Origin of the sequence: Streptomyces sp. NPDC017940, from assembly GCF_044328435.1 — a bacterium.
Taxonomy (GTDB): Bacteria; Actinomycetota; Actinomycetes; order Streptomycetales; family Streptomycetaceae; genus Streptomyces.
This window is the reverse complement of record NZ_JBIRHJ010000007.1, coordinates 366,285-391,650: the sequence shown is the minus strand read 5'-3', so window position 1 is coordinate 391,650 and position 25,366 is coordinate 366,285. Positions and strand designations below refer to the sequence as shown.

Genomic DNA, 25,366 nt, shown 5'->3' with positions numbered 1-25,366 from the left:
CCGAGAGAAAGCGGCGGAATCCGGTGAATTCGCCGGGGTGCGGTGCCTAGTGGAGGCCCGTGTAGACCTCGTGATAGACGTACGAGCCGGAGACCCAGCCCTTTACGCCCGTGTTCTTGTCGGTGATGTAGTGCCAATTGCCGCTGGTCTTGTGGACCGTGAACTTGTGGCCGACATAGAGCACGCCGACGGCGGTGGACTTGGCTGACGCCTTGGAGCGGATCGTCACGGCCTTCGTACCGACCTTCCACGGGCCGAGCCGGTCGCACTGGCCGCTGACCAGCGCAGTGGCCGGAGCCTGCGAAGGGGCGGCGCTCGCGGACGTGGCAGCGACGATCGGGAGAGCGAGCGCGCCGAGAACGGCGGCGGAGACAGCTATGCGGGTTGCGCGCATGGGGAATGGACCTTCAGAGGGAGAGGGAACGGAACACGGATCCACACCCGGGCTGACGCCGGGCGGGTCGGGTTCAAGAGTCCGGAGAATCCCCGGTTTTGCTAACCGGGGATGTGCTGCTATGTTTCGCCCTTCGCCGGACACTGGCGCCTCGCGTTTCAGGCCGCGGGAGGACCTGGTGCGGCGCGAATTCAGCGTTAGGGTCGGCGAGTTGGGCCAATACGCGGAGCGTGGGCCGTGGGAAGGCCGGGCAGCGCGGACGGTGCGCTGTGTCGGGTCGCTGTCTGGGCGGTCGGCAGGGGGACGTCTTCGCCGGACCAGTGGGCCTCCAACCAGGCGGTGGCCTGCTCGTAGGTCGCAAAGCCGCCTTCGCGCAGGGTGTGCGTCCAGTGCTCCGTGTCGACTTCTTGCAGCAGCACCCGGAAGCGCAGCGGCGCCTTGTCGTCGATGGCGGCCAGCAGCACCGTGACCTGCATGCGGTCGGGGTCGTCGGAGGTGTAGCTGGTGACGAGGGCGAAGTGGTCGCCGTCGGAGGCCAGGCGGGCCTCCTGCGCCTTGGTGGCCTCGTCGGCGGCGTCGGTGCCCATGTCCGGGCGCAGGCCGATGGCGTCCTTCGGGCAGCCGCGGGCGATAAGCCAGCTCTGCGCCATGGGCACCAAGGGCAGCTGCTCGTGCTGGAAGCGGAAGGTGCGGGCCTGAACGTCGCGCTGCAGGTGGAGGGCCACCAGCTGCGGCTCGCCGGGGATGCCCCAGGTCACCGCGCCATCGTGCAGAACGTAGTAGCTGTGCCGTAGGTCATCGGTGTGGTGCTCGGCGAGCACGGTGAGGTCAGTGGCTCCGATGTCGATGTGCCACGAGTACTGCTCGGCGACACGGTCGTTGACAGCGTCGTAGCCATCGAGGCGGAAGTCCGGGGATGAGGGCATAGGGGCTTTCGGAGACGGGGCACGCAGTCCGATGCGGGTTCAGCGGCGGGCGGGGGTGGCAGCGGGCCAGGTGCCGGGCCGGGGCACGGAGACGGCGCCGGGTGCCCTGGGCGAGCGCGGGGCGGTCAGGGCCGCGCGGCCGGTGTCGGTCAGGGTGACGGGCTGGCCTGCCGTGACCGGGTGGGAGGTGTCGCGCACCACCAGGCGGTCCTCTTCGAGGCGTTGCAACTGGCTGTAGGGGACGCGGGTGCCGGAAGCGGTGACAACGTACAACTGCTGCGTCAGCAGGTTCCGGTGGAGCTTGGCGCCCTGGGTGATGGCCAGCAGCGCGGCGGTGTCGGGCGCAGGCAGGTCCGGCACGTCGCGGGGAGTCTTGTCCCGGGCGACGGCTTCGACGGGCTCGAGCGCGGCAATCGCCTGGGCCTGCCGCTGGTCCCGGGTGCGGGCCGCGTCCTCCAGCAGCTCGACGGTCCGGTCGATGCGCTCGAACAACGCGTCATCGACGGGGTACTCGCCGGAGGAAAGGCTGTTGAGCTGGGAACGGTAGAAGGTCACGTTGGTCTCGGCCTGGACGAGGGCCCGGTGGGCGTCGACCAGGTGGGTGTGCGGTTCGTCGAGCAGGTCGCGGTCGCGGTGCTGCCACAGCCGGTCGATGCTGTGGCCCACGGCGGCCTCGATGCGGTGGTCAAGCTGGGTCAGAGCCTTCTTGACCGGAGCGGTGCGGGGCATGGAGAGGTTCCTTGGGGTGGGGCGAGGTCCGGTGCGCGAGGTCGCTCACGCCGAGATGCAGGCGTATGGCGAGGTGCGGTCCGTGCCGCGTTTCGCGGACGGGGCCAAGCCGCCGGAGCAGGCGGAGCATCGGGCGGTTGGATGCCTCGGTGTAGGTGCTCAGGGTGTGGGCGCCCCGGGCGTGGGCGTACTGGGCGGCGTGCCGGGCCAGCGCGGTGCCGATGCCTCGGCGTTGGTGGGCGTCCGCGACTTGGAGCCCGAGGTCGAAGACGCCCGCTTCCCGGCTGACGGGACCGGCACAGACCAGCGCGAGCGGCTCGTCGCCGGCACCGAGCCTCAGCCAGCATTCGGCATGCGCCAGCATCTGGCCAAGGGTGCGGTGCGGCAGGTGCGTACGGCCCCAGCGGCGCAGCAGGTGCGCGGGGGAACAGCGCTGGTGGAAGGCGTCGACGAGCGGGAAGTCCTCGACGTTTACGCGGCGAAGGGCGGTGAGGGCGGGGTGCCTCAGCAGGAGCAGCCGGGCAGCGCGGCCTCAAGGGAGCTGCGCAAGTATCCCTTGAGCTGGCGGGTGCCGAAGCGGATGTTGCGTGGCCGCGCGCCGTGCGTGGCCAGGAGACGGCTCAGGCGTAGTGGCGTGAGTTCGGCGTACGACCAGCGGCTCTCCGCCATGCCGGGGAACTGGCGTAGTCGGTCGGTGAGATCGGCCGAGGACATGGCGTCCGGATCGCCGTCAGCGGCGAAGACGTCGAGACACGCGTGGACGATCGTGTGCTCGGTCTCCGGGCAGGAGCGGCAGCCCGCCTCGTCCTCGGCGGTGTCCGCTTCGCCGTCGCCGCCGACGGGGGCGCAGCAGCACTGGATGCTCAGCAGGCGGGTCAGCTCGGCGCCGGCCAGCAGGCGCAGGATGAGGACGTCGGTGAGCCGCTCCATCTGGTCGTGGGTGTCGGCGAGGCAGCCGGTCGGCTCACCGCCAGCCACGGCGAGGAGCTGCACATCCAACTGCTGCACTCGGCGGCAGGTGTCGACAATTGCCCGGTGGTGCGGGTTCTCCTGTGGGGTGTCGAGTCCGGCTATGGCGGCCGTGAGGTCGTCGAGACCGGAGGGGAAGTGGGTCGTCAAAGAGTGCGGTCCTTCGGGGTCGGGGGCAGGGCGGGGCGGGGATGACCAGGCACCGCGTACGGCGGCGGGGCCGGCTTGGGGACTTGGCGGCGCGTCTCCAGCTGCGGGGAGCGGGAGCGGGCGGCGTGGGCGAGCGCGCTCACCGGGCGGCGCGTGATGCCCAGGCGTTTGCGGGCGACGTTGTACACCTCGTGGCGGTCGCGCGGGCGTACGGCCACCACGTGGATCTCGGTGCGGTGTGCCGAGTCCGGTGGGGCCGGGCGCTGGGCGTAGACGATGCGCCAGGCTTTGCGGTGATCGACGTACAGCTTGCGGTAGTCGGCGAGTTCGCCGATCAGTTTGGGGCCGAACTGCTGGGCGTTGACGACGTCCTGGAGCTGGGCGAGGGCCAGGTCGCGGATGTCGCCGGGGGCCGCCAGGAGGTCGGTCAGGGCGCGCGGGTCGAAGGAGAGGCCGAAGGCGGGCCGGTGTTCGGGCCCGCTCATGCGGCCTGGTCCGGCTCGCCGGGCTCCGGTTGGTCCGTGGAGGCCGAGCGTGCGGAGCGGATCGAGGAGGTGGGGCCGGGCAGCAGGCGGTGCGCGTCGCGGTCGGGGTCGGTCTGGCAGGCCGAGAGCGGGCCGCCCGGGGCGCGCACATGGGCCAGGCAGTGGGTGAGGAAGTCGCGGTGCCACACGAACATCCCGGACGGCCCGGCTTCGGGGTCTTTGTGCTGCTGGTAGGCCATCCACAGGGCATGGAGCCAGGCGACGACGTCGTCGTGCTCCTGCCACTGCTTGCACCACGGGGCCGCGGTGGTGACCTCGGCGCCGTAGGTGTCAATGAGGAAGCCGTCGACCCAGTCGGTGAGCGCGTCCAGCTCGTCCTCGTACTCCTCGCCCTCCAGTTCCAGTTCCAGGATCGGGCGCGGCTCGGGCGGCGCCTGGAGCGGTGCTCCGGGCATCCCGGGAAGGCTGGGCATGCCGAACGCCGCGAAGGGCGAGGGGTCCGGTGGTGCGGAGAGGCTGTCGAGCTGCCGGGCCTGCTCGGCCTGCTGTTCCATGAGCTTGCGGACGCTGGCCTCGACGCTCTCCAGGTTCGAGTCCGACAGCCGGACAGGTTCCATTTCCCCGTCGTCGGGGAGGTCTATGGATTCGGGCACGAAATGGTTCTCCTTGAAGCCGCGGCCGATGGCGTGGGAATGACGGCTCCACGATCCAGAGATTCCCCGGTTTCACTAACCGGGGAACCGGTGCTATAACGCATCGTTCGGCACGGGGGAAAGACAAACCAGGATCCGCTATCGCCCCGTGCCGGGCGGCGGGAAGTCCCTATGCAGAAAGAACGAAGTCGTCCTGGGACAGGGTCTGTTGCACGGTCGCGGTCAGCCGGTCGGCGGCCACCTCGGCGTACTCGCGGGTCTTCTCCACCCCGATGAACGAGCGCCCCTCCAGCAGGGCCGCAACGCCGGTGGACCCGGATCCGGCGGTGAAGTCCAGGACGGTGCCCTGCTCGGGGCAGATCTTCACCAGCTCCCGCATCACCTCCACCGGCTTCTGCGTGATGTGCTGGCGGTTCTTGCCCGAGGGCTGCGAGGCGGAGTAGAGGCCGGGCAGGTAGACCGGGTTCCGGGAGCCGTCGATGGCGCCCTTCGAGCCCCAGATGATGAATTCACAGTTCTGGGTGAATCGGCCTTTCTGGGGCCTGGCCTGCGGTTTGTGCCAGGCCAGCACACCGCGCCACAGCCAGCCGGCGGCCTGCAGGGCGTCCGTCGTCGTCGGCATCTGGCGCCAGTCGGTGAACAGCAGCGCGGTGCCGCCGGGCTTGGTCAGCCGGTGCGCCTCGGTCATGATCTGGGTGAGCCAGAAGCCGTAGCTGCGCTGATCCATGTTCTCGCCGGTGAAGTCCGGCAGTGCGTGCTGCGCGTCGGCGGAGGTGTACTTCTGCTTCGCGCTGCGGCTGGTGCGCTCCTTGGCCGTCCGGCCGCCACTGTTGTACGGCGGGTCGGTGATGACGGAGTCCACGCAGTGGTCCGGCAGCTCGGCGAGGACGCTCAGCGCGTCGCCCTGATGCAGGGAAAAAGGCAAAGGGGATACCCCAATTCGCATTGATGAAAGGTAGGTAGAACGCTCCGACTCTCGGACAGAACCCGGGCGGGCCAAGACCGGGCATGAAGATGCCCAATGGCCCGTGATGCGGGTGCGAGGGGGAGGAGTCATCAATGTAGGGCACGATTCCCGGTGGAGCGGTGCCGCTGGGAAAATTCCCGTGGAATTGTTTTCTGACTGAGTGTTATTTCGCCGACCGGGGATCGGCGCTTACTGTTTTGGAGCCCGGCAGCTTCCGCCGACGATTCTCTCTCCGCCTGCCCACACAAACCGAGGTCCACCATGCCCGGCCCCACCTGAACCTGACCGACGCGCGCAGTAGCGAGGTGCAACTCGCCGCGTGCGTCGGGCTCCCTATTTATCCACCGCCGGCCGCCGCGGCCTTCCTCAAGCACGCCCGCGCGGCCGGGACTTCACCCCTCAAGGACGCCCTTGTGACGACTTCCTACCCTCCCCTGCCTGAATCCCTGCCGCCGGGAGGCGTGCCGGATTGAAGGCGATAGCCGCCGGTATCGGTGTCGTCTTCCTCTCCCCCCTGCTGCTCGCCGGGACGGCCATGATGGTCGCCGCCGCCTCCAGCGAAGCCGCCGAAACCACCAGCGGGTTCAGCGGATGCCTGCATGACGTCGACACGGACGCGGTCACCAAGCAGGTGACCAAGATCCTCGACGGAGCGTCCGGCAAGGATGTGAAGGTCGAGGGCCTGTCCCTGCCCGCCGAGCAGGTCCCCAACGCCCAGACGATCGTCGCCACCGGTCTCTCGCTCGACGTGCCCAAGCGCGGGCAGATCGTCGCACTTGCCACCGCCATGCAGGAGTCACGGCTGCGCAACCTCGGCTCCGGCGACCGCGACTCGCTGGGCCTGTTCCAGCAGCGGCCCAGCCAGGGCTGGGGCACCGCCCAGCAGATCCGCGACCCGGTCTACGCGAGCGAGCGGTTCTACAAGGCACTGCTGAAGGTCAAGGGCTGGCAGCAGATGACGGTCACCCAGGCCGCCCAGGCCGTGCAGGCATCGGGCTTCCCGGACGCGTACGCGCAGTGGGAGCCGCTGGCCACCGCCCTCCAGTCCGCCATCGCAAAGACCTTCCCCGGCGGCGGCAAGGACAAGCCCGCCAAGGACGGCGACAAGTCCAAGGACACCGAGTCCCCGGCCTCCGGCTGCGGTCCGGCCGAGGACGGCTCTTCCTACGGACGCATCCCCGAGGGCAGCGTGCCCAAGGGCTACACCATCCCCAAGGACGCCGACCCCAAGGCCCGCAAGGCCATCGACTGGGCGATGCACCAGCTCGGCACGATGTACCAGTGGGGCGGCAGCTGCACCGCCGCGCACGGCCCTGACCCGATGGGCCGCTGCGACTGCAGCTCACTCATGCAGCAGGCGTACGCCAAGGCCGGGATCAAGCTCACCCGCACCACGTACACCCAGGTCAACGAGGGCAAGGCCGTCTCGGCCAGCAAGCTGCAGCCCGGCGACCTGATCTTCAGCCGTGGCAGCGCTCAACGCCCGGAGCACGTCGGCATGTTCATGGGTGCGGGTCTCGTGATCGAGGCCCCAAAGACTGGCAAACCGGTACGGATCACGCCTCTGAAGGACTGGGCGATCCTCGCCGTCCGCCGCGTCCTCTGACGCCGCCCGCCGCCCGACTCCCCGCACCGCGCGGGCCGGGCCGGCCGCTTCTCGGCGCCGCTCGCGCCATCCCCCCTTCATCTCTTCCCCCCTTTCGCCGGGCCGCAGTCGGCCTGCGCACGCAAGGAGTCCCGCCACACCCATGCCCATACCTCTCGCAGACCGCGTCATCCAGCTCGCCTACGACCCAGGCGTCTCCCCCAAGGGCGGCGGCCTGCCCGGCCTGGCCGTCCTGAAGAACGTCGTCAACAGCATCAACCTCTTCGGCATCGTCGCCGTGGTCGGGGCCTTGGCCGTCTCGCTCGGTGTGTGGGCCTGGGGCCACCACACCGGCGGACACCAGGCCGAGGCCAACGGCAAGAAGGGCGCCATCGTCGCCGCCGGCGCCGCGCTCGGCCTCGGCGCCGCCAACGGCATCGTCGCGTTCTTCAGCGCCCTGGGGTCGCAGGTCCACTGATGAAACGTTCCCTCTCTCTGTCCTCCTACGGCGTCGGCTGGTCGGCCAACCGCCGCATCGCCATCGTCGCGATCACCCTCGCCGTCCTGCTGGCCCTCGCTGCCGCCGTCGCGTTCTTCACCGGCCGCGACAGCGGTCACTCCGACTCCGGCTCACCGTCCGCCGCCGGCAGCGCCGCGCCCTCCGAGAAGGCGCCGAAGCCGGGCACAGGCGCGGGCTCCGTACCCAAGCCGCCGAAGATCGCCGAGCCGGTCGCCTTCGCCAAGGCCGCAGCCCAGATGCTGTGGACCTACGACACCCGTGACACCACCCGTGGCCAGCAACTGGCCGGCATGCGTGCGTGGATGACGAAGGAGACCAAGTACGCCGACTGGTCCTCGGTGAACGGCCAGGTGCCGGATCCAACTCTGTGGTCGCGCATGGTCGACAACGACCAGCACGCCAAGGCGACGGTGACCGAGGGCCACTTCCCGTCCGCGTTCAAGGCGGCCCTGGCCGAGGACCCCTCCGCGATCACCAAGGCGTACATCTACGTCGTCACCGTCAACGGCAAGCAGGAGATCGCCTGGAAGAAGGGCGGCGGTGGAGCCGAGGAACGAGCCGTGACCCTGGCCGTCCAGTGCCGCCCCAGCCGCGACTGCACCCTGGCCGCCATCGCCCCCAACGTCACGCAGTGACCCGCGCCTGACACAAGAAAGGAGTCCAACTTCCTGTGGGTTTCTGTGACATCCCCCTCGCCGACAAGATGTGCGCCATCGGAGGCGCCGCCAAGGGTGCCGTCGACTTCGCCAGCGATCCGGGCAAGGTCATCGGCGACTGGATGGCCAAATCCTCCGGCGAACTCGCCGCCGCAGCAGCCGACCTGGCCGCCAAGGCCGTCAACGCCACCACCAAGGTCGACCTCAACGCCGGCTGGTTCCGCGACAACTACGAGATGCTGCTGCCGATCGGCCTGATCATCCTCGTCGCCACCTTCTGCGCCCAGATGGTGCGGGCCGCGATGAAACGCGACGGCCAGGCCCTCACCCAGGCATTCACCGGCACCGCCAGCGGCGTGATCTTCGCCTTCAGTGCCATCGCCCTGACCACCGTCGCGATCGAAGTCGTCGACGCCCTGTCCGACGGCCTGTTCAAGGCATCCCACCTGTCGATCGAATCGGCCGTGCGACGCATCGTGAAGGTTTCCCAGATCCCAGCGCTCGCCGGACTGGGCTGGCTCGTCGCCGTCTTCGCCGCCATCGGCGCCGCCATCGGAGCGTTCCTCTACTGGTGCGTGATGATGGTCCGCAAGGTCGGCATCCTCATCATGGTCACCCTGGCCGTCTTCGCCGGAGCCGGCGGCGGCTGGGAAGTCGCCCGCCGCTGGCGCCGCGGCTGGATCGAAGCCACCGCCACCCTCGTCGTCAGCAAACTGCTGATGACCGTGATCTTCGTGCTCGGCATCGCCGCCATGGGCAAAACCGAGGCCAAGGACGGCCTCGGCGCACTCGCCGACGTCATGTCCGGAATCGTGATCATGGTGCTGGTGCTGCTCTGCCCGTACGCGACCTTCAAGTTCGTGCACTGGGCAGCAGAGGGCACATCCGGCGAGGACATCCACCGCGCCGGTGGTGCCGGAGCCCAGCTCGCCAAGCAGCACGCCGAGCGCGCAGGCCGCAAGGCCGCCGCGATGGCGGCCACCGCCGGAACCGGCGGCGCGGCAGCCGGAGCGGGCGCCGCCCCGCAGGGACCTGACTCAGTGCCCGGCGGCGGCTTCCCCGGCGACATCGCCGCCAACCCCACCGGCGGCAGCGGCCAGGAATCCGGCAACTCCGGTGGATCCTCCGGTGGCCAGGGCATGAAGGACGGGCTGGAGAAGGCCGTCCAGCCTCCGCCCACACGCCCCAGCGATGACACCAGCGGCCAGTTCGGCGGCGGTCCCGGCCAGGGCGGACCCGGCTCAGGCTCGGGCTCCCCCTCCGGCGGCGGGTTCATGTCCAACCCGGCGGGCTCGTCCACGCCTCCGCCGCAGGGCGCACCCCCGGCCCCGAACTCCGCCTCCTCATCCGGTGCCAGCGGCGCCGGAGCACCGCCTCCGCCGCCTCCGCCCACCGGCATCTGACCCCGCCCCTCACCCCGGAGCGGCACGCACCACGCCCCCGTGTGTGCCGCTCCGGCCCCGCCCGCGCACCACCGGAACGGCCCTTGTCTGAACTCTCGATCACCCCCCTCACGGTCAAATTCCCCCACAGGTCGAAGCGCGGCATCCTGCTCGGCCTCACCCTTCCCCAACTGGTCCTGGTCTCCTCGGCGTTGGCGCTGCTGCTGGTCACCGTCGTCAGCACCGGGCTGCTCGGCGCGATCGTGCTCGCCCCGCTGTGGGCCGCGGTCGCCGCTCTGGTCGCCATCCGCCGCAACGGCCGGTCCCTGATCGACTGGGCGCCGATCGTCGTCCGTTTCGCAAGGCGCCGGCGCAGCGGGCAGACCCTGTGGCTGGCCCGGCCGGTCACCCGCCCCCGCCACGACGGCACCCTCCACCTGCCCGGCACCGCCGCCTCCCTGCGCGTCGTCACGCCCTCGGACTCGGCCAACGGCGCCGCCGCGGTGCACGACCCGCACCACCAGACGCTGACCGCAGTCGCCCGCGTCTCCTCCCGCGCCTTCGCCCTGCTCGACCCCGCCACCCAGAACCACAATGTGTCCGGGTGGGGGCGCGCTCTGGCGGGCATCGCGCGGACCGGGCATGTCGCCTCCGTGCAGGTCCTGGAGCGCACCGTGCCCGACAGCGGCGACACCCTCGCCCGCCACTGGGCCCAGCAGGGACGCCCCGAGACACCGGTCGCCGGGCAGGTGTACTCCGACCTGGTCGCCTCCGCCGGACCGGCCGCAGCCCCGCACGAGGCGTACCTGGCCATCTCCCTGGACCTCAAGGCCGCCAAGCGCCTGATCAGTCAGGCCGGCGGCGGCTTCCCCGGGGCATTCACGGTGATGGAGCAGACCACCAGCGCTATCGCCCAGGCCGCCCGCAGCGCGGGCCTGATGGTGACCGGCTGGCTGACCGCCCGCGAGATCGCCGCCGTCATCCGCACCGCGTACGACCCCAAGGCGCTCTCCGGCCTGCAGCAGTGGTCCGAGAGCGGGCGCGCCGAGGCCGACCCGGCCGCCGCCGGGCCCGTCGTCCAGGTCGAGGAGTACGACCGCGTGGCCACCGACTCCGCGCGGCACGCCACGTACTGGGTCGAGGACTGGCCCCGCACGGAGACCGGCGCAGGGTTCCTGCACGGGCTGATGTTCACCGCCGGTGTGCGGCGCAGCCTGTCCCTTATCTACGTGCCCCAGGGGCTCGAGTCCGCGATGCGCGACGTCCAGCGCAAGAAGGCCGCGATCATCTCGGATGCCGCCGAGCGCTCGCGGCGCGGGCAGGTCGACTCCGAGGCCGACAGCGTCGAGTACGCCGACGTCAAAACCCGCGAGCGGCAGCTGATCGCCGGACACGCGGACGTCGCCCTGACCGGCCTGCTCACCGTCTCGGCCGAGACCGACGCCCTGCTCGATGCCGCGTGCGCGCAGATCGAGACCGCCGCCGTCACCGCCCAGGTCGACCTGCGCCGCCTCTTCTACCAGCAACCCGACGCCTTCACCCTCGGTGCGCTGCCCCTGGCCCGCACCGCCCTGTAATCCACCTCGGCCCCAACCCATTTGGGGCCCGTGCCCTGCCGCACCGGCAGGAAGGATCTTCCCCTTTGACCTCAGCCACCCCCGTCGGCGACGCGCACCCCTATCTCCGGGCCGCCAGTGCCGGAGTGCGCCACCACACCCGCACCCTCACCGCCGAAACGGCCACCGCGCCGGTGCCCGCGGACCGCACCCACCTCGACGTCCTGCACGCGCACCTGATCGCCCTGCACCGCCTCGTCGACCAGCTCCAGGCAGCAACCCGGTCTCCGCACCCGGCGGCAGGACGGCAGCTGGCTACCGCCGGCACCCGGCTGTGGCAGGCCGGCGCCGCCCTCCACGACGCCTTCCACCTCCTGCCCACCGTCCACGAGACGTCTGCGGACGAGGAGGAGTGCCACCCCGAACGGCTCCCCGAAGGCCCTCCGGTGCTGACCATCTGCCAGCGCCACCTCGCCGCAGGCCACCTCGTGCGCCGCACGACCACCCCCACCGACCTCAACAGCCCCCTGCACGGCCACAGCACCACCTGCGCCCAGTAACTCCCCTCCCGCGAAAGGCCCCTGACTTGCGCACGCTCAAGCGATCCACCTCCGCCGCCCTCGTCCTCGCCGCGCTCACCGGCACCGCCGCCCTGGCCACCGCCACCCCGGCATCCGCCGCCAGCTACCACTGCAAGACCAGCACCAAGTCCGTCGACGACGCCGCCTACGACGGCATATGGGCCGACAACTGGGACTTCACCGTCAAGCTGTGCTCCAAGCAGTCCGGCGACTACCTCTACAGCTACGCGTCCATCTCCTGGGACGGCCCGGCATACGGCCGGGTCGACGACCCCTCGATCTTCGACGGCGCGTACTTCAAGCTGCAGGCCAAGAAGTCCGTCTCGGGCACCGACCCGGTCCTGAAGTCGGCCAACTACTACGGCATCGAATCGCGGCTGGAGAACAGCGACTCCAACGCCAACTACAACAACCACTACACGACGCCGGTCATGAAGACGAAGGTCGGCGCGGCGCGTGTGCTCACGGACGGCGAGCTGTACCTGGACTGGAACAACGACGGCAACGGCTACGGGCACCACCAGTTCGCCGCCTCACCGGTCGTGTGACCACCCGCCTCCCCGACGCCGTCATCTGAAAGCCGCCCTGTCATGACCCACCGGCCCGCCCGGCGCGCCCGCCGCGCCTCGGCCTCTCCTCTGTTCACCCCGCACGGCACCGACCGCGCCAGCCGCAAAGCCGCGCGCCGCCAGCTCGCCGAGGCCGCGGCCAAGGCCCGCGCCGAAGCAGCCCTGCACCCCGTCGGCACCGAACCGGCCGAGCAGGAGATGCCGCAGCCCCTCTTCCCAACCGGCGGTCGCCCCGGCCCCGCCTCCGCACGCGGCGGCAAGCTGAAGCTGCCCGCGCAACGCATGACCACCGCCACCGTCGCGGGCGCCTACCCGTTCCTCGCCGAAGGTGGGCTCGGCGCCGAAGGTATCTACATCGGCCGCGACGTGCACGCCGAAGCCTCGTTCTGCTTCGATCCGTTCGCCCTGTACGGCAAGATCGAAGGCTTCACGAACCCCAACGTGCTGCTCGCGGGGGTGATCGGCCAGGGCAAGAGCGCCCTGGCGAAGTCCTTCGCCCTGCGCTCGGTGGCCTTCGGATACCGGGTCTATGTCCCGTGTGACCCCAAGGGGGAATGGACCCCGGTGGCCGCCGCGCTCGGCGGCACGTCCATCGCGCTCGGCCCCGGCCTGCCAGGCAAGTTGAACCCGTTGGACGCGGCCCCGCGCCCGCCGTCAGTTTCCGAGACGGACTGGGCGAGTGAGATCCGCAAACGGCGCCTGCTGCTGCTCGGTTCCCTGGCCCGCACCGTGCTCGGGCGGGACCTGCTGCCGATGGAGCACACCGGCCTCGACGTCGCCCTGGATGCCGTGGTCACCCGCGCAGCAGCCACCGGACACACCCCACTGCTCGGCGACATCGCCGCCATGCTCAACAGCCCCGATGACCTCGACGCCGCCGGCGGCATGATGTCCGGCCGCCTTGGCGATGCCTCCCGCGACCTCGCCCACGCCATGCGCCGCCTCGTCCACGGCGACCTCGCCGGCATGTTCGACGCACCCTCCACCGTCGCGTTCGACCCCAGCTCGCCGATGCTCACCATCGACCTGTCCCGCCTGGGCGGATCCGGCGACGACACAGCCCTCGTCCTCGCCATGACCTGCGCCTCCGCCTGGATGGAGTCCGCGCTCTCCGACCCGAACGGCGGCCGGCGCTGGATCGTCTACGACGAGGCATGGCGCCTGATGCGCCACCCCGGCCTGCTCCAGCGCATGCAGTCCCAGTGGAAGCTCAGCCGCGGCCTGGGCATCGCCAACCTGATGGTCATCCACCGCCTGTCCGACCTACTCACGGCGGGCGACGCCGGATCCCGCGGACGCGCCCTCGCCGAAGGTCTGCTCGCCGACTGCTCCACCCGCATCATCTACCGCCAAGAGACCGACCAACTCCACACCGCAGCAGCCCTCCTGGGCCTCACCTCCGTGGAGAGCGACGCCATCTCCCACCTCAACCGCGGACGCGGCCTGTGGAAGGTCGCCGGACGATCATTCATAGTCCAACATCTCCTACATCCGCACGAATTGTCACTATTCGATACGGATGCCCGGATGCATTAGCCCCAGCAAGACCCTCCCTCTGGAAGCCCATGACCACAATCCCAAAGACCGGGGCACCTGAACCCCAGCCCTCCCAGTACGTATGGGGCGATGCTCTCCACGCCCTCACCGACCGACTCAGCAACAGCAGCTCGTTCGCGGAGGCCACCGGCCCTCTGCAACAGATCCTGACGCCGACCCACGGCCTGCTCGAACGGCTCGCGGAGTTCTTCGAAGCCGCAGGCGAGAAGGCTAAGGAAGCCGAGCAGGAGGACGGGGACTCCCTCGTGGACGAATTCGAGGAAGCAGCCGCTGTAATCCGATGCCTCGGCGCAGACCTGCATACAGCCCCCGACCGGATGCGGGTTCTCACCGCTCCGTTGCAGCCGCATCGGTCACGGCAAACCCCACCCTGCACCCCGCTCACGCCCCGCCCCGCGCCGCCCTCTCCGCCGTACCCGCACCACACGCGCTGACGCGCCTTCCTGCTGCCCGCCGCGTACGGCGAGGCCGGCCAGGCCCCGCGCATCCAGGGCGTGGCACAGCGGCTCGCCGCCCACGGCATCGGCGTCAACCTCCGGCACAGCTCGCCGCCTCCATCCGCGCGGCCTGCGCTGAACACCCGCGCCCCGCTGCCGGGCTCGACGCCCGTCGCCCATCACCGCTAGACCCCGCCGGGTATCGCGGCTCGCCCCTGCTTCAGGAGATCCCACCTGTCCACGTCTTCCGCCACACCCGCGATCCCCGCCGCGGGCGTCACCACCCCCACCGATCCCGACGGCCGCTACGTGTACGGCCGCCAGGTCCTCGCACTCACCGACCAGCTCAACGGCACGACGTCCTACGAGCACGCCGCTGTCCTTACCGATCAGGTCCTGGAGCCGACCGACGGCCTGCTGGAGCGGCTGGCCGAGTTCTTCGAGGCAGCGGCCGAGAAGGCCAAGGAGGCCGACCATGACGACGGGTTCGACCTCCACTACGACCTGGAGGACGCCGCGTCCACTTTGCGCGGGCTCGGTGAAGACTTGCACGTCGTCGACCGCATGCGTGCCCTGGCTCCCCGCTCCCCCGCACGCCAGGCCACCAAGGCGACCGTCACAGGCTCGAGCATCGGCTGCCGACAGCGGTGATGCCCACGCCTGGTCGCATTCGGTGACAGCACAAGAGCCGCCCGGTCCGCTCGCCGGTCTGGAACAGGCGGCGCACCTGCACTCGCTGGCCGAGCGCATTCACCACGCCGCCGACGATCTGCCGGCCCCGCGGTCCACTCACTCGCTCGCCAGCATCAGCGAGGACGTCGAGGACCAAGTCCGCGTCATCGCAGGCGTCTTCGCCTCGCTCGCGCATGAAGCCGCTGTCCACGGCCGGGCGGCAAAGCAGCATCCTGGCGCGGCAGATGCCCTGGCCCACCGCAAGGTCGCCCTGATGACGCGGGCGGCCGATCCTCTCGGCTGGGCACTGGCCAAGCTGGGCGAGGCCGTCGCCCAGATCGGCCGCCTCCAGGAGGTCAGCGTCAGCCCACGCACCCCCGAACGAGCCCAGGCCATCGACACGGCACGCGCGGCCCTGGACGACCGGCTGTTCAGTGCCCACCGGCACCTGACCGACGCGGCGGGCAATCTGCACCGGGACGCCGACCTGCTCGTCGCGGCTGCATCCGGGGCACGGCGCGGGCCAACTGCTCCGCCCGCTCACCGCAACCGAACACCTGCCGCACGGCCCGTGCCCACTCCCGTGCCGCTGACCGCCTCTAGAACCCTCCGCTGACCAGCGCAGACACCGCGCGATGCCCCGCTGCGGGGCAGCTTCGCGCCCGCGTGACCGCGCGGGTGAAGGCGGCAACATAGCGGACGATCCCCGGTTAGCGAAACCGGGGATTGTCCGGACCCTAGAGGCGGATCACCCACCACCCCCGTCCTGAGGAGCACCTCATCCGCCGCCCCCTCCACCGTTTCCCCCTGGCCATCGCCACGGCCTGCGTGGCCCTGGCCGCGACCGCCTGCGACAGCGGCAGCGACAACCCCGAGGCCAAGAACCCCGCTCCGTCCGCCAGCGCCGAGAAGGAACGGGAGCTGCCACCCGCGCTGACCAAGCAGCAGGCCCTCGCCGAGATAGACCGGTATGCGACGGTCAACAACAGGGCCAACGCCGACCGCGACCGCGACCTGCTCACCACCATCGAGGACGGTCCCCTGTATGCCATGTCGGTCTCCGAGTACAAGGAGACCGAGGGTCTGACCAAGTCCGAGCGCAAGGCGTACAAGCCGTGGTCGTACGACACACAGAACGCCAAGCTGTACATCCCGCGGATCGCGTCCGGCCAGCCGCGCTGGTTCGCCGCCGCACTCGCCAGCACCAAGGGCAAGGTGCCCGACCGGCTGGCCGTCTTTGCCGAACAGTCGCAGCACAAGCGGTGGGAGATGGTCTCCGTCGCCGATCTGTACGGCACGGACCTGCCCAAGGTCGCCTTGGACGCCGACGGATACGCCACCGTCGTCGCCGCCAACGGCAACAAGGACCTGGTCGCGGGGGCCGATCTGCTGCGCAGCGGCATCCTGGACAACTTTGCCACCGGCGGACAGAACTGCGGGAAGAAGGTCTTCGCCGCGAGCAAGGCGAGCAGCCAGCAGATCAAGGTCCACGACGAGACCGTCAAGCAGTACGGCAGCCAGGGCACCAGCATCTTCGCCGGCGCCGCCAACCGCTACCGCGACGCGTACGCGCTCAAGACCACCGACGGCGGCGCGCTGGTCTTCTTCTCCCACACCCACACCCAGACCGACGCGGTCGCCCGCTCCGGACTGCAGATCAACCCCGGCAAGGACGACCGGGCCTGGCTGCACGACATCCCACGCACGAGCATCAAGTACACGTTCGTGTGCAACGAGGCCGCCACCGTCCCCGCGAAGGCCGCGCCCTCCACGCTCCTGGCCTACACCTGCGCCCGCACCGACGCGTCCGGCCCGCCCGTGAACTCCGCCTCCCTGCCCCGCGTGTAGCCCGGCCTTCCACCGCACCTCACCTGGAACAGCCCGTGCCTGACACCGACTTCGAGCTGTACTACAACGTCGGCCGCGACGCCGACCAGATCGCCGCCGCCCGCTGCGGCGTCGCCACCGACCGCGACCTGCTCTGCTGGGCGAAACGGGATGCCGAACCCTTCCTGGGCGAACACCCGCTGCCGGACACCCCCCTGCCGGGCCCGCACCTCGCCCCGTATCACGACGCACTCGTCGCCGCCCAGACACCAGCGCAGGCAAGCGCCGTCACCCAGCACCTCCTGGACGCTGCCGAACCCGTGCTCCAGGCGGTCAGCGACTACCTTCTGTCCGCGGCCCGATGGCGCGGCCAGAACCGCGGAGCGGAGCCAGAGTCCCCGCCCAAGATGCTGATGGCGGCAGCCAGCCGCAGCCTTGACGTGCTGGCCCTCGCGCATAGAGCCGACCTGGCCATCCTGCGCGCCGCCTACGACCCCGCGCCAGCGCCAAAGGCGCGGGTCAACGACCCAGCCAGCACGCCGCCCGCTCTGCCTCCGGCTCCGCCGCACGCCCCTCCCACCGGGCCTGCCCCCGGCCGGTAACCCGTGCCCCTCCGAGGCCACCCCGCGCCATCCGCTTCCGCACCTGCCACGGCGCCGGCCCGTCCAAGTGCCCACCGCTGACCACCACCGCCCCACCGAGGTCCCTTGTCCACCGGTTCCTGCATCGCCCGCCCCACCGAGACCGGCTACACCGGCATATACGTCCACTTCGACGGCAACCCCAGCGGTCGCCTTCCGCTGCTCCTCGCCGCTTACCAACATCGCTTCGCCCGCGACGTCGAGGTCATGAGCGCCCACCTCATCGACCAGGTGACCATCGCCTGGGACGAGCTGGGCACCGACCTCCTCGACGGCGCCCCCAAGACGCTGCTCAAGGCTCTGACCGGTGGGGAGAGATGGCCCAGCCGCGAGATGGACAACATCGTCACCTCCGACGGCTCCCCGCCCCAGCGCGAGGTCATCACCGAGGCCAACTCCGGTTCGCTGCCCTGGGGGTACGTCCTGCACCCCGCCGGGATCGAAGTCATCAGCCTGTACGCGGCCGACCGCGGACCGATCGTCGACTGGAACACGGATCCGCGCACGCGGTTCAGCGACCACCCGTACCAGTGGCTCCCCGGCCACCCGGTACCCGCTACCCGACCGCCGGGCACCCGGCCGGCCCCGGCCGCGCCGGGACCCGCCTCCACGGCCACCCGGTCCGCCACCCACCGCTGACCTCTTGCCCCCCTTCGTCTCTGGAGAACGTCCTGCCCCCGCATTCCCGCCCCGACATCACGGTCGTCATCGCCACCAGGCTACGGCCCGAACGCCTGGGCTACCTCGCCGAACTGCACACCAGCCTGACGCGCCAGACCGTGCCGTGGGAGGCCGCCCTTGTCCTCGACGGGGCCGACCCCGCGCTCGTTCCCGAACCGCTGGCCGCCGATGCCCGCATCCGCGTGGTCAAACTGCCCCGCCCGGTCGGCGCTGCCGCCGCCCGCAACCTGGGCCTGCGCACTGTCCGTACCCCTCTGGTGTGCTACATGGACGACGACGATCTCGTGCCGGACGACAGCCTCGCCATCCGGCACCAGAGGATCACCGAGACCGGTCTGGGCTGGGTGGCGGGCTGGAGCGCCGACCTTCACGCCGACGGCTCCACCACGCTCTGGCGCTGCCCTACGCCCCCCGGCGTGCACCAGCCCGGCGACGTGACCGGGTACTGGACCAGTCCCGAGGCCCAGATCCCGCTCGGCCAGACCATGCTCCTTGCCCGGACCGACCTCGTCATCGCCGCGGGCGGACACGGCGGGCTCCCCGCTGGGGAAGACTTTTTGATGGTCAACGGCGTGACCAACCTCGCCGCAGGCGAACTGCTGCCGCACGTCGTCTATTTCTACCGGCAGCACTCCGCCCAGATGACCGCCGGCGGCTCCGTCGCCTACCGCGATCTTCGGGGCCCTTCGCGCGAGTTCGCCTTCCGGCACGGCCGTGCACTGCGCTCCGCGCTGCACCACTCACACGCTCACGGGCAGGAGCTGGTGTCCTGATGGCCTCCGGCGTCACCCAGGCGAGCTTGGACTACCTCGCCCGGCGTCTCAACGACGTCGCCGCACAACTTCCCACTACCCATGCTGATGTGGACCCGGCGGCGCTCACCGACGGCATCGCCCTGCTCGCCCATCACCTCACCTACGCCGGCGAACGCGCGCAGGATCGCTTCGCCGGCCCCGAGACGGTCCGCCTCCCCGAGCGCCGCACTCTGATGCGGCTCGCCGAGTCGATGACCGCCGTCACCAGCGCCATGGGCCACCTCACCGAGGCCCTGGACTGTGTGTACACCGGCTTCTACCGGGAGGCTAACCCTGGGGTGGAGACCTCGCATCTGCGAGGCGATCCCATGACGCTGCGGATCATCGCGGCCGAGAAGTGCAGCACGGCCCGCACCCAGCTGCTCGCCGCTGCCGCACAGCTCCACACCGAGGCCGGTGGCACAGCCGTGCAGCCCCGGCTGGCCACGGTCTTGCTGACGCCTCCGCCCGCTCAGTGCCCGTCCCCCGCGGTCCCCGTGTCGCGGACTGCACGCTGACCACCTGGACCCCATGTCGCCCACACCACCCACGCAGATCATCCTCAGTACCAGTCGCGGCAACGGGCTCGTCGCCATCCCCTACGGCGAGGAGCCCTACCGAGCTTCCCGGGCCCTGGAAGAAGCCGGTTTCTGCCGGATCTCCGGCGGCGCCTTCGCCGCCCCGCTGGCCAACGGGTCGACAAATCGGCAGACGGCCAGCGCTCTGGTGCACCGCGCTCACGAGCACGGCGTGACCATCACCACCAGCCCCCGCCCCTATCTCGCGGACTTCGGCGAGGACCTCGCCGCCCGGCTGCCCGGCACCTGGAGCACGCAGGTGGAGCTCTATTACAACCCCGTGGTGCAAGAGGACCTCATCGGCCCGGTGTGGGACAACGGAGACCTCCTCCAGGCACTGATCCACGACCACGTCCCCAGCGCGGTCGTCCTCAAGAACGCGGTGGGCACCGAGCTGCTGCTGATCGAACGCCCCAGGCACAGCACCGGATACCTCCTGGGCGCCTTCGCCACCGAGGAGTACGACGACAACTGGGAGGAGCCCAACGCGCCCCGCAGCATCGTGCTGCCCTCCGAACCAACCCTCGCCGCACATGCCGTCGCCACCACGTTCCTGCCCGAGTACAACCGCTCCCTGCACAACCGCCGCCTCGACACGGTCCTGACCGCGCTGGACCGCATCCGGCCGGAGCACAAGACGCTGCAGGCGATCAAGGAGTCCGGCCGCTCCAGCGACGGTGTGCCGCTCTCCGACTCCCGGCTGCTGACCGAGATGGAACGCACCTTCGCCGACCACGCCTGGCTCCGCTTCCGCGACGTCCTCGAACACGCCCCCGTCCTGCTCAGCCGGTGCCGCCCCGCCCGCAGCCCCTGGCCCCAGGACGCCACCGTCCTGGACCTCCTGCGCACGGCGCTCGCCGACAGCCAGGAGACGCGGGACGAGGACAAAGCCCTGAGCGGTGTCCTGTACTCGTGGGACGGGTGGAAGCAGGCCCGCAGCCGCTTCGGTCTCGCCGCCCTGCCCGCGATCGAGACCTGGCTGGCCAACAGCGAGGTGTTCGAACGCCAAGCCCGTGCCGCAGTCCCCGGCGGACCAATGGCGCTCTCAGCGCCGAGCCCGCGCCTGCTCACCGCCCGCCCGGCACCGTCCGCCGTACCCCGGTCTTCCGCGGCGCACCGCTGACCCCCGCAGAAAGGATCCGCCTTCTGTCTGAGCACTTCCACTTCGCCGTCCACCCCGAACACGGCTTCGTCGCCGCCCCCACCGCGGCGGTCACCCCGCACCTGGCCGAGTGGTTCCTCACCCGCGAGCAGTTCGAGCCCGTCCCCGACGCCCCGGGCCTGTACCGGCTCACCCAACCGGAACAGGACGGCCAGCGCCGCGCCCGCCAAGCCGTACGCGACCTGCGTACCCACGGCTTCGCCGTGCAGGCGGATTACTCCCTGGACCCCGCGATCACCCCCGAGCCCGCCCGCCCGTACGTGCGCAACGGGCTACTCGATCGCCGCCAGCACATCGCTCAGGCCGCTGCGGCCACCTCGCCGCAGCGCGCCCCCGCGCTGTCCACCGCCCCCGCGCGGTCCTCTGCGCGACCAGCCGCAGTCCCCGTCGCCGGACCTACCCACGGCGCCGGGATGGGACGGGGCCGGTGAGCATGAGCAGTGAGCCAATCCGCATCGCCCGCAAAGTCGGCGGTGAGGTCGAAGTCGAAGGCCCCGTCGACGAGTTCGCCGCCCAGATCCTCGATCGCGCAGGGTTCATCTTCCGCCCCACCCTGAGCGGCGTGTGGATCCGACTGCACTTCGACACCGGTCAGGCGCGCGAGAACCAGAAGGCCACCCACGCCGCCCAGATGCTCAGCGCAGCGGGCTACCAGGTCGACCTCGACCCGAGCCTGCTCCCCGCCGCCGGGCACCGCGCGCCGGTGAACTGGTGGCCGCCACGCACCGCAGCCGCGATGACATCGCAGCTCGCACCCAACTCCACGCAGCGGCCCCGACGCTGACTGCTCACGACACAAGGCACCATGACCCCATCCGCCAAGATCACGCTCTACCTCAGCGCTCGCGACAAGATCATCGCCCTGCCGAGCGGGGACGGCCGCAGGTGGGCCGAGACCGCTCTCGACCTGTCCGGCTTCACCCAGAACCACGATCAGATCCACACCCTGGCGCTGGATGACCAGGCCCAGGCCCGCCGAGCCCTCACGCATCTGCACCAGGCCGCCCGCGACTGCCAGGTGACCGTGGCCACTCACCCCCGCCCCTACCTCGGCGACATCGCAGAGGCGATCGTGGCGGCGCTGCCCGGCCACTGGATGGCGGACGTCGAACCCTTGCGAGAGCAGCAGGACCGGTACTACCTGCGGGACTACTTGTGGGAGACCGGCACGCTCCACGGCCTCCTGGAGACGAACAGTCTGGGCTTCGCGGCGATCCTCCGTGATGGTGGCGGCACCGAGCTGCTGCTGGCCGAACGGCCCTCGGACGGCTCGTACATCGTCGGCGCTCTGACCCCGAGCCCCGATTACGTCCGCGTGACAGCCCCGGCTCCGCGCAGCGTCATGGCGTCCGATGCCCGGCTCGCCGCCCGGTTCATCCAGACGCGCCTGCTGCCCGAGTACGAGCGGGCCGTCCATCTCTCGCGACTGGACGAAGCGGAGGAGGACCTGCGCTGGGCTCAGGAACACGAACCGGGGACGTACGACACCGTGGATCTGGAGGCGGCGCTGTACCGGTTCCGCGCCCACGCCATCGCGTTCATCGCCACTCTGCGCGAGACCACGCCGCTCTCGGCCGAACAGGCCGTCTTCCTTGATCGCATGGAGGACGGCCTGAATCTCGACGACCTGGACGACCCGGACCCCGAGGCCCTCGCCGACGCGGGGGCGCTGTGGCTCGTCGACGGCGAGGAGCTGATCGAAATGGCCCGCGCCGCCACACCCGCTGCGCCCAGCGCCCCGGCAAAGCCCAAGGCGCTGACCACCTCCGCACTGCCCCCGCCGACAGTAGCCGCCGCCCCCGGCGCACGCCGCTGAATCCGGCAAGCGGACACCGCACTGCCCCCTGTCCCGGAGAACCTCATCACTGACATCCCCACCGAAGACCTCGGCAGCGCCCTCGACGAACTCCACGCCTTTCAAAGGCAGTTCGCACTGATACACGGGCGTCACGAGCGTGCCTGGTCCCAAGCGGCCGATGCCGCAGATGCCTCGCACGCCTCAGCAGTCATTGCGCGCGGCAGGCGCCAAGAAGGCGCCGAGGCGTTCGAGCGCCACGTACTGCCGCACGCGAACACGCTGCTGGCCGCCGCGCGGAGCGCCGTGGATGCCATGCCGTCGGCCCGGCACCATGCCGCCTGGCGCGATCTGATCGAGGACATGGCCCACGCCGCCGACCAGATCCACCGCATCCGGTCCGCGCCCGCCGGCCAGGATGAGCCCGATGCTTCCCGAGTCCGTCACCTCCAGCTGTGGCCCTACGTGCTGGCCTGGGCCGAGCGTTCCTTCGTCATCGGTGACCTCGCCGGACAGCACCGCCCTGTCGCCCCGCCCCTGAGCGGTGACGAACTTCGGCTCTGGCAGGGACGTGTGCAAGCAGCGTGGGAGCGCGGCGACTTGGACACGACCGATGTCTGGTACAGCGCCAGCAACGAGCTGATCACTCTGGCGTATCTCGTCGAGCAGGGCGAGCAGACGGTGGTGGTCCTGGCGGGCGAACTCGGCAGTGAGCAGATGCGGGTCCTGGGCCACTACGACACCCTGCAGAAGGCCGTCAAAGCGTCCCCGCCCGCGGTACCCGCAGGGGTCCTGCACCCGGACATCGCTCCCTTCGCGCCCCAGGCTCCCGCAGCGGAGGCCCCCGTTGCGAAGCTAGTCCGGCAGGTCGACGAGGCGCGGCACACCGGGGACGTCTACATGGCCCTGCTCGACGCCGTCGACGACTCCGGTTTCTCCCGCGGTCCGCTGCCCCGCCTGACCGAACTCCTGAACCGGGCCGCGAAGTTCGCCGACGCCCTGGAGACGAAGCAAGGTCAGCACTCCGCCGCCCGCCTTTCCGTGCTCGCGCGGCAACTGGGGGCGCTGAGAGAGGAAATCGAGTCCTCCGCCGAGAGCCTCGGGGTCGGCGTCCTGCCGCCTCACCGCACTCCACGCCCGGTGTTCCACGTCATCCCCACGCCCCCGGCACCGCCGACCACACCGCCCGCCGGACCGGCCGCACCCCATCCCCCCGGCCCTGCCCGCCGCCGCTAGCACCACCCCGGCCCCGGGGTGCCTCACCCCAGAAAGCACGCGTTGACCTCCACCACCGGCTCCGGCCCGCTGCTCGCGCAACGCCACGTCGCCCGCCTGCTGCTCGGCACGCTGATCGGACGCCTGCCCAACGGCATGGCGCCCGTCGCGATCCTCCTCCTCGTCGCCGACCAGGGCGGATCGCTGAAGACGGGCGGCCTGCTGTGTGCGCTGTACGGACTGGCCTCCGCCGTCGGGCAGCCGGTGCTGGGCCGGATGGTCGACCGTCGCGGCCAGACTCTGATCACCGCGTCGGCGGTCCTGCTCACCACCGTCTGCCTGCTGGCCCTGCCGGTGGTCGAGGTCGCCGTCCGGCCCGGCCTGGCCGCCGCCCTGGTCGCGCTCGCCGGGCTGAGCACCCCGCCGCTAGAAGCAGGACTGCGGGCCCTGTGGCCCGCGGTCCTGCCCGACCAGGCGCGGCGCCGGGCCGCGCTCGCGCTCGACACCGGCACCCAGGGACTGATCTACGTCACCGGTCCCCCCCTGGTCGCGGCGCTGTCCACGACGGCGGGACCGCGCACCGCGATGGTGGTGAGCGCCGTGCTCGGACTGCTCGGCGCCGCCGTGGTGCTGAGTGCCGCGCCCTCGCGCCGCTGGCGCCCGGCTCCCGCGCCCCAGCGCACTGGGACGCTTGGGCCCCTCACGCACGCGGGGCTGCGGTGGTTGTTCGTGGCGGTGAGCGGCGTCGGTTTCGCCCTGGGAGCGATGAACGTGTGGGCAGTTGCCCTCGCCGACCAGCTCCGGATTGACCTGTTGTCCGGGCTCATCCCCGCCGCGCTGTCCACCGGCAGCCTCGCCGGCGGCTTCCTGTACGGGCGGCGCACCTGGCCCGGCACGTTCACCGCGCAACTTCTCTCGGCGGCCCTGCTGTTCGCCGTCGGATGGCTCCCTCTCATGGCCGTCACCGGGCCCGTCTCGGCCATCGTGCTGACGGCAGTACCGGGTCTGCTGCTCACCACCGTGATCACCTCGGCGTTCCTGACCGTGGACGCCCTCGCCCCGCCCGGCACCACCACCGAGGCGTACGCCTGGCTGATCGCCGCCGTCGGCACCGGCCAGGCCGCCGGGACCGCCCTGTCCGGCGCGCTCGCCGAGCACCCCCTGATCGGCCCGGCTCTTCCCGCGGCGGGCGCCGCGCTCACCCTGACCGTCCTGCTCACCGCGCGCCGCCATCTCGCCGTCCCCGGCGCCACCGTTCACCGCGGGGGCAGGCACCGCCGCATACCGGCTCACGCGGCCCGCTGAACACCCGCTACCTACAAGGAGATTCACCCTTGGCTGTTGTTGGTACACCCGGCTATCAGAACGTGCGGAAAGGCGAGTCAGGTAGCTGCGGGGCGGTGAGGCCCGCCCTGGAGCATGTCGGCAGTCATTGCCCATCGTTCGAGGTCCAGCCACGCACCGTTGATGTGCTGGAAGCTCCGGGCCCGCCTCGCCTTCGCCCAACACCCCACCACTTTCCCGCCACCACCGATAGGAGATCCGCCTTGCCCGAAGCACCAGCAGAGCCGTTCATGACGATCCGGCACACCATCACCGGCGAGATCACCACCACCGGCTACAACGCCGCCGCCCGGCGGATCCTGTTCCAGGTCGGCTTCGAAGAGACACCAGACTGCGCCTGCCGGGCGACGGAACCCGGTACGGGGCGGACGCACGGGCCTGCTCGGCAGCCAGCGAGCTGCTCGTCGCCGGCCATCCCGTGCACCTGTACCGAGCCCTCGGTCGGCCGGTGAGCGCCGACGGTACGCCCCAGTTGGCCCAGTCGCCGATGTCGGCACAGTCCGTGATCCGCTCCGAGAGCGGCCAGCCTCTCCAGCACATC

General features: G+C 70.8%; 31 protein-coding genes. 22 read left to right on the top strand and 9 right to left on the bottom strand.

What is annotated here, in order from left to right; all coding sequences use genetic code 11:
• Nucleotides 1-46 precede the first annotated feature (46 nt).
• The 8 genes from ACH4DX_RS25435 to ACH4DX_RS25400 all read right to left on the bottom strand — a co-directional run bounded on the left by ACH4DX_RS25435 (nt 47) and on the right by ACH4DX_RS25400 (nt 5,231).
• Nucleotides 47-394, bottom strand: coding sequence for an SH3 domain-containing protein (locus ACH4DX_RS25435; protein ID WP_398156840.1), 348 nt, complete (start codon nt 392-394; stop codon nt 47-49).
• Nucleotides 395-591: 197 nt separating this feature from the next.
• Nucleotides 592-1,320, bottom strand: coding sequence for a hypothetical protein (locus ACH4DX_RS25430; protein ID WP_398156839.1), 729 nt, complete (start codon nt 1,318-1,320; stop codon nt 592-594).
• A gap of 39 nt (nt 1,321-1,359) precedes the next feature.
• The gene (locus ACH4DX_RS25425; RefSeq protein ID WP_398156838.1) at nt 1,360-2,049 is read right to left on the bottom strand and encodes a hypothetical protein; all 690 of its coding nucleotides are present in this window, start codon (nt 2,047-2,049) and stop codon (nt 1,360-1,362) included.
• Complete coding sequence (locus ACH4DX_RS25420) at nt 2,006-2,557, bottom strand: GNAT family N-acetyltransferase (protein WP_398156995.1); 552 nt, start codon at nt 2,555-2,557, stop codon at nt 2,006-2,008. The genes ACH4DX_RS25425 and ACH4DX_RS25420 overlap by 44 nt, the downstream gene beginning before the upstream one ends.
• On the bottom strand, nt 2,554-3,168 hold the full coding sequence (locus ACH4DX_RS25415) for a DUF3631 domain-containing protein (protein ID WP_398156837.1): 615 nt from the start codon (nt 3,166-3,168) through the stop codon (nt 2,554-2,556). Before ACH4DX_RS25415 ends, ACH4DX_RS25420 begins: the two co-directional genes overlap by 4 nt.
• Nucleotides 3,165-3,653 carry a hypothetical protein gene (locus ACH4DX_RS25410; protein WP_398156836.1) on the bottom strand — a complete coding sequence of 163 codons (489 nt, stop codon included), beginning with the start codon at nt 3,651-3,653 and terminating at the stop codon, nt 3,165-3,167. Before ACH4DX_RS25410 ends, ACH4DX_RS25415 begins: the two co-directional genes overlap by 4 nt.
• Nucleotides 3,650-4,270, bottom strand: a complete 621-nt coding sequence (locus ACH4DX_RS25405) for a DUF4913 domain-containing protein (protein WP_398156994.1) — start codon at nt 4,268-4,270, stop codon at nt 3,650-3,652. The genes ACH4DX_RS25410 and ACH4DX_RS25405 overlap by 4 nt, the downstream gene beginning before the upstream one ends.
• Before the next feature lie 205 nt (nt 4,271-4,475).
• Nucleotides 4,476-5,231 carry a DNA-methyltransferase gene (locus ACH4DX_RS25400; protein ID WP_398156835.1) on the bottom strand — a complete coding sequence of 252 codons (756 nt, stop codon included), beginning with the start codon at nt 5,229-5,231 and terminating at the stop codon, nt 4,476-4,478.
• A 511-nt stretch (nt 5,232-5,742) separates the two neighbouring features.
• Between ACH4DX_RS25400 and ACH4DX_RS25395 the strand changes: the two genes are divergently transcribed.
• From ACH4DX_RS25395 to ACH4DX_RS25305, 19 genes are all read left to right on the top strand, one after another.
• Nucleotides 5,743-6,879, top strand: coding sequence for a C40 family peptidase (locus ACH4DX_RS25395; protein ID WP_398156834.1), 1,137 nt, complete (start codon nt 5,743-5,745; stop codon nt 6,877-6,879).
• A 142-nt stretch (nt 6,880-7,021) separates the two neighbouring features.
• On the top strand, nt 7,022-7,336 hold the full coding sequence (locus ACH4DX_RS25390; RefSeq protein WP_030359178.1) for a DUF6112 family protein: 315 nt from the start codon (nt 7,022-7,024) through the stop codon (nt 7,334-7,336).
• Nucleotides 7,336-8,013 (top strand): hypothetical protein, encoded by a 678-nt coding sequence (locus ACH4DX_RS25385; RefSeq protein ID WP_398156833.1) that lies wholly within the window; start codon nt 7,336-7,338, stop codon nt 8,011-8,013. The genes ACH4DX_RS25390 and ACH4DX_RS25385 overlap by 1 nt, the downstream gene beginning before the upstream one ends.
• 35 nt (nt 8,014-8,048) lie before the next feature.
• On the top strand, nt 8,049-9,437 hold the full coding sequence (locus ACH4DX_RS25380; protein ID WP_398156832.1) for an ATP-binding protein: 1,389 nt from the start codon (nt 8,049-8,051) through the stop codon (nt 9,435-9,437).
• 83 nt (nt 9,438-9,520) lie between these two features.
• Nucleotides 9,521-10,993, top strand: coding sequence for an SCO6880 family protein (locus tag ACH4DX_RS25375; RefSeq protein WP_398156831.1), 1,473 nt, complete (start codon nt 9,521-9,523; stop codon nt 10,991-10,993).
• A gap of 65 nt (nt 10,994-11,058) precedes the next feature.
• Entirely contained in the window at nt 11,059-11,532 is a 474-nt protein-coding gene (locus ACH4DX_RS25370; RefSeq protein ID WP_398156830.1) for a DUF6238 family protein, read from the top strand.
• A 26-nt stretch (nt 11,533-11,558) separates the two neighbouring features.
• Nucleotides 11,559-12,101: a hypothetical protein gene (locus tag ACH4DX_RS25365; protein WP_398156829.1), complete on the top strand. Its 543-nt coding sequence runs from the start codon at nt 11,559-11,561 to the stop codon at nt 12,099-12,101.
• A 42-nt stretch (nt 12,102-12,143) separates the two neighbouring features.
• A complete protein-coding gene (locus ACH4DX_RS25360) occupies nt 12,144-13,658 on the top strand; it encodes a VirB4 family type IV secretion system protein (RefSeq protein WP_398156828.1) in 1,515 nt (504 codons plus the stop codon).
• A 29-nt stretch (nt 13,659-13,687) separates the two neighbouring features.
• A complete protein-coding gene (locus tag ACH4DX_RS25355) occupies nt 13,688-14,113 on the top strand; it encodes a hypothetical protein (protein ID WP_398156827.1) in 426 nt (141 codons plus the stop codon).
• Between the two features lie 312 nt (nt 14,114-14,425).
• On the top strand, nt 14,426-14,767 hold the full coding sequence (locus tag ACH4DX_RS25350; RefSeq protein WP_398156826.1) for a hypothetical protein: 342 nt from the start codon (nt 14,426-14,428) through the stop codon (nt 14,765-14,767).
• A gap of 22 nt (nt 14,768-14,789) precedes the next feature.
• The gene (locus tag ACH4DX_RS25345) at nt 14,790-15,404 is read left to right on the top strand and encodes a hypothetical protein (RefSeq protein WP_398156825.1); all 615 of its coding nucleotides are present in this window, start codon (nt 14,790-14,792) and stop codon (nt 15,402-15,404) included.
• Nucleotides 15,405-15,616: 212 nt separating this feature from the next.
• Nucleotides 15,617-16,636, top strand: coding sequence for a hypothetical protein (locus ACH4DX_RS25340; RefSeq protein ID WP_398156824.1), 1,020 nt, complete (start codon nt 15,617-15,619; stop codon nt 16,634-16,636).
• A gap of 35 nt (nt 16,637-16,671) precedes the next feature.
• Complete coding sequence (locus ACH4DX_RS25335; protein WP_398156823.1) at nt 16,672-17,217, top strand: hypothetical protein; 546 nt, start codon at nt 16,672-16,674, stop codon at nt 17,215-17,217.
• Nucleotides 17,218-17,322: 105 nt separating this feature from the next.
• Nucleotides 17,323-17,895 carry a hypothetical protein gene (locus ACH4DX_RS25330; RefSeq protein WP_398156822.1) on the top strand — a complete coding sequence of 191 codons (573 nt, stop codon included), beginning with the start codon at nt 17,323-17,325 and terminating at the stop codon, nt 17,893-17,895.
• Nucleotides 17,892-18,710, top strand: a complete 819-nt coding sequence (locus ACH4DX_RS25325) for a glycosyltransferase family 2 protein (RefSeq protein ID WP_398156993.1) — start codon at nt 17,892-17,894, stop codon at nt 18,708-18,710. Before ACH4DX_RS25330 ends, ACH4DX_RS25325 begins: the two co-directional genes overlap by 4 nt.
• Complete coding sequence (locus ACH4DX_RS25320) at nt 18,710-19,249, top strand: hypothetical protein (RefSeq protein WP_398156821.1); 540 nt, start codon at nt 18,710-18,712, stop codon at nt 19,247-19,249. Before ACH4DX_RS25325 ends, ACH4DX_RS25320 begins: the two co-directional genes overlap by 1 nt.
• A gap of 13 nt (nt 19,250-19,262) precedes the next feature.
• Nucleotides 19,263-20,432, top strand: coding sequence for a hypothetical protein (locus tag ACH4DX_RS25315; RefSeq protein WP_398156820.1), 1,170 nt, complete (start codon nt 19,263-19,265; stop codon nt 20,430-20,432).
• Between the two features lie 472 nt (nt 20,433-20,904).
• Nucleotides 20,905-21,255: a hypothetical protein gene (locus ACH4DX_RS25310; RefSeq protein ID WP_398156819.1), complete on the top strand. Its 351-nt coding sequence runs from the start codon at nt 20,905-20,907 to the stop codon at nt 21,253-21,255.
• Between the two features lie 21 nt (nt 21,256-21,276).
• Entirely contained in the window at nt 21,277-22,287 is a 1,011-nt protein-coding gene (locus tag ACH4DX_RS25305; RefSeq protein WP_398156818.1) for a hypothetical protein, read from the top strand.
• A 183-nt stretch (nt 22,288-22,470) separates the two neighbouring features.
• Here ACH4DX_RS25305 and ACH4DX_RS25300 read toward each other — a convergent pair whose 3' ends face one another.
• Nucleotides 22,471-22,845, bottom strand: coding sequence for a hypothetical protein (locus tag ACH4DX_RS25300; RefSeq protein ID WP_398156817.1), 375 nt, complete (start codon nt 22,843-22,845; stop codon nt 22,471-22,473).
• Nucleotides 22,846-22,866: 21 nt separating this feature from the next.
• Between ACH4DX_RS25300 and ACH4DX_RS25295 the strand changes: the two genes are divergently transcribed.
• The 3 genes from ACH4DX_RS25295 to ACH4DX_RS25285 all read left to right on the top strand — a co-directional run bounded on the left by ACH4DX_RS25295 (nt 22,867) and on the right by ACH4DX_RS25285 (nt 25,277).
• A complete protein-coding gene (locus tag ACH4DX_RS25295) occupies nt 22,867-23,502 on the top strand; it encodes a hypothetical protein (protein WP_398156816.1) in 636 nt (211 codons plus the stop codon).
• Between the two features lie 42 nt (nt 23,503-23,544).
• The gene (locus ACH4DX_RS25290) at nt 23,545-24,786 is read left to right on the top strand and encodes an MFS transporter (RefSeq protein WP_398156815.1); all 1,242 of its coding nucleotides are present in this window, start codon (nt 23,545-23,547) and stop codon (nt 24,784-24,786) included.
• A gap of 269 nt (nt 24,787-25,055) precedes the next feature.
• On the top strand, nt 25,056-25,277 hold the full coding sequence (locus tag ACH4DX_RS25285) for a hypothetical protein (protein ID WP_398156992.1): 222 nt from the start codon (nt 25,056-25,058) through the stop codon (nt 25,275-25,277).
• Nucleotides 25,278-25,366 lie beyond the last annotated feature (89 nt).

What these genes read in the sequence shown, in the direction of transcription:
- ACH4DX_RS25430 (WP_398156839.1), bottom strand. Translation starts at nt 1,320, where the DNA reads ATGCCCTCATCCCCGGACTTCCGCCTCGATGGCTACGACGCTGTCAAC.
- ACH4DX_RS25385 (WP_398156833.1), top strand. Translation starts at nt 7,336, where the DNA reads ATGAAACGTTCCCTCTCTCTGTCCTCCTACGGCGTCGGCTGGTCGGCC.
- ACH4DX_RS25435 (WP_398156840.1), bottom strand. Translation starts at nt 394, where the DNA reads ATGCGCGCAACCCGCATAGCTGTCTCCGCCGCCGTTCTCGGCGCGCTC.
- ACH4DX_RS25355 (WP_398156827.1), top strand. Translation starts at nt 13,688, where the DNA reads ATGACCACAATCCCAAAGACCGGGGCACCTGAACCCCAGCCCTCCCAG.
- ACH4DX_RS25315 (WP_398156820.1), top strand. Translation starts at nt 19,263, where the DNA reads ATGTCGCCCACACCACCCACGCAGATCATCCTCAGTACCAGTCGCGGC.
- ACH4DX_RS25390 (WP_030359178.1), top strand. Translation starts at nt 7,022, where the DNA reads ATGCCCATACCTCTCGCAGACCGCGTCATCCAGCTCGCCTACGACCCA.
- ACH4DX_RS25425 (WP_398156838.1), bottom strand. Translation starts at nt 2,049, where the DNA reads ATGCCCCGCACCGCTCCGGTCAAGAAGGCTCTGACCCAGCTTGACCAC.
- ACH4DX_RS25410 (WP_398156836.1), bottom strand. Translation starts at nt 3,653, where the DNA reads ATGAGCGGGCCCGAACACCGGCCCGCCTTCGGCCTCTCCTTCGACCCG.
- ACH4DX_RS25305 (WP_398156818.1), top strand. Translation starts at nt 21,277, where the DNA reads ATGACCCCATCCGCCAAGATCACGCTCTACCTCAGCGCTCGCGACAAG.
- ACH4DX_RS25285 (WP_398156992.1), top strand. Translation starts at nt 25,056, where the DNA reads ATGACGATCCGGCACACCATCACCGGCGAGATCACCACCACCGGCTAC.
- ACH4DX_RS25320 (WP_398156821.1), top strand. Translation starts at nt 18,710, where the DNA reads ATGGCCTCCGGCGTCACCCAGGCGAGCTTGGACTACCTCGCCCGGCGT.
- ACH4DX_RS25360 (WP_398156828.1), top strand. Translation starts at nt 12,144, where the DNA reads ATGACCCACCGGCCCGCCCGGCGCGCCCGCCGCGCCTCGGCCTCTCCT.
- ACH4DX_RS25405 (WP_398156994.1), bottom strand. Translation starts at nt 4,270, where the DNA reads ATGGAACCTGTCCGGCTGTCGGACTCGAACCTGGAGAGCGTCGAGGCC.
- ACH4DX_RS25310 (WP_398156819.1), top strand. Translation starts at nt 20,905, where the DNA reads ATGAGCAGTGAGCCAATCCGCATCGCCCGCAAAGTCGGCGGTGAGGTC.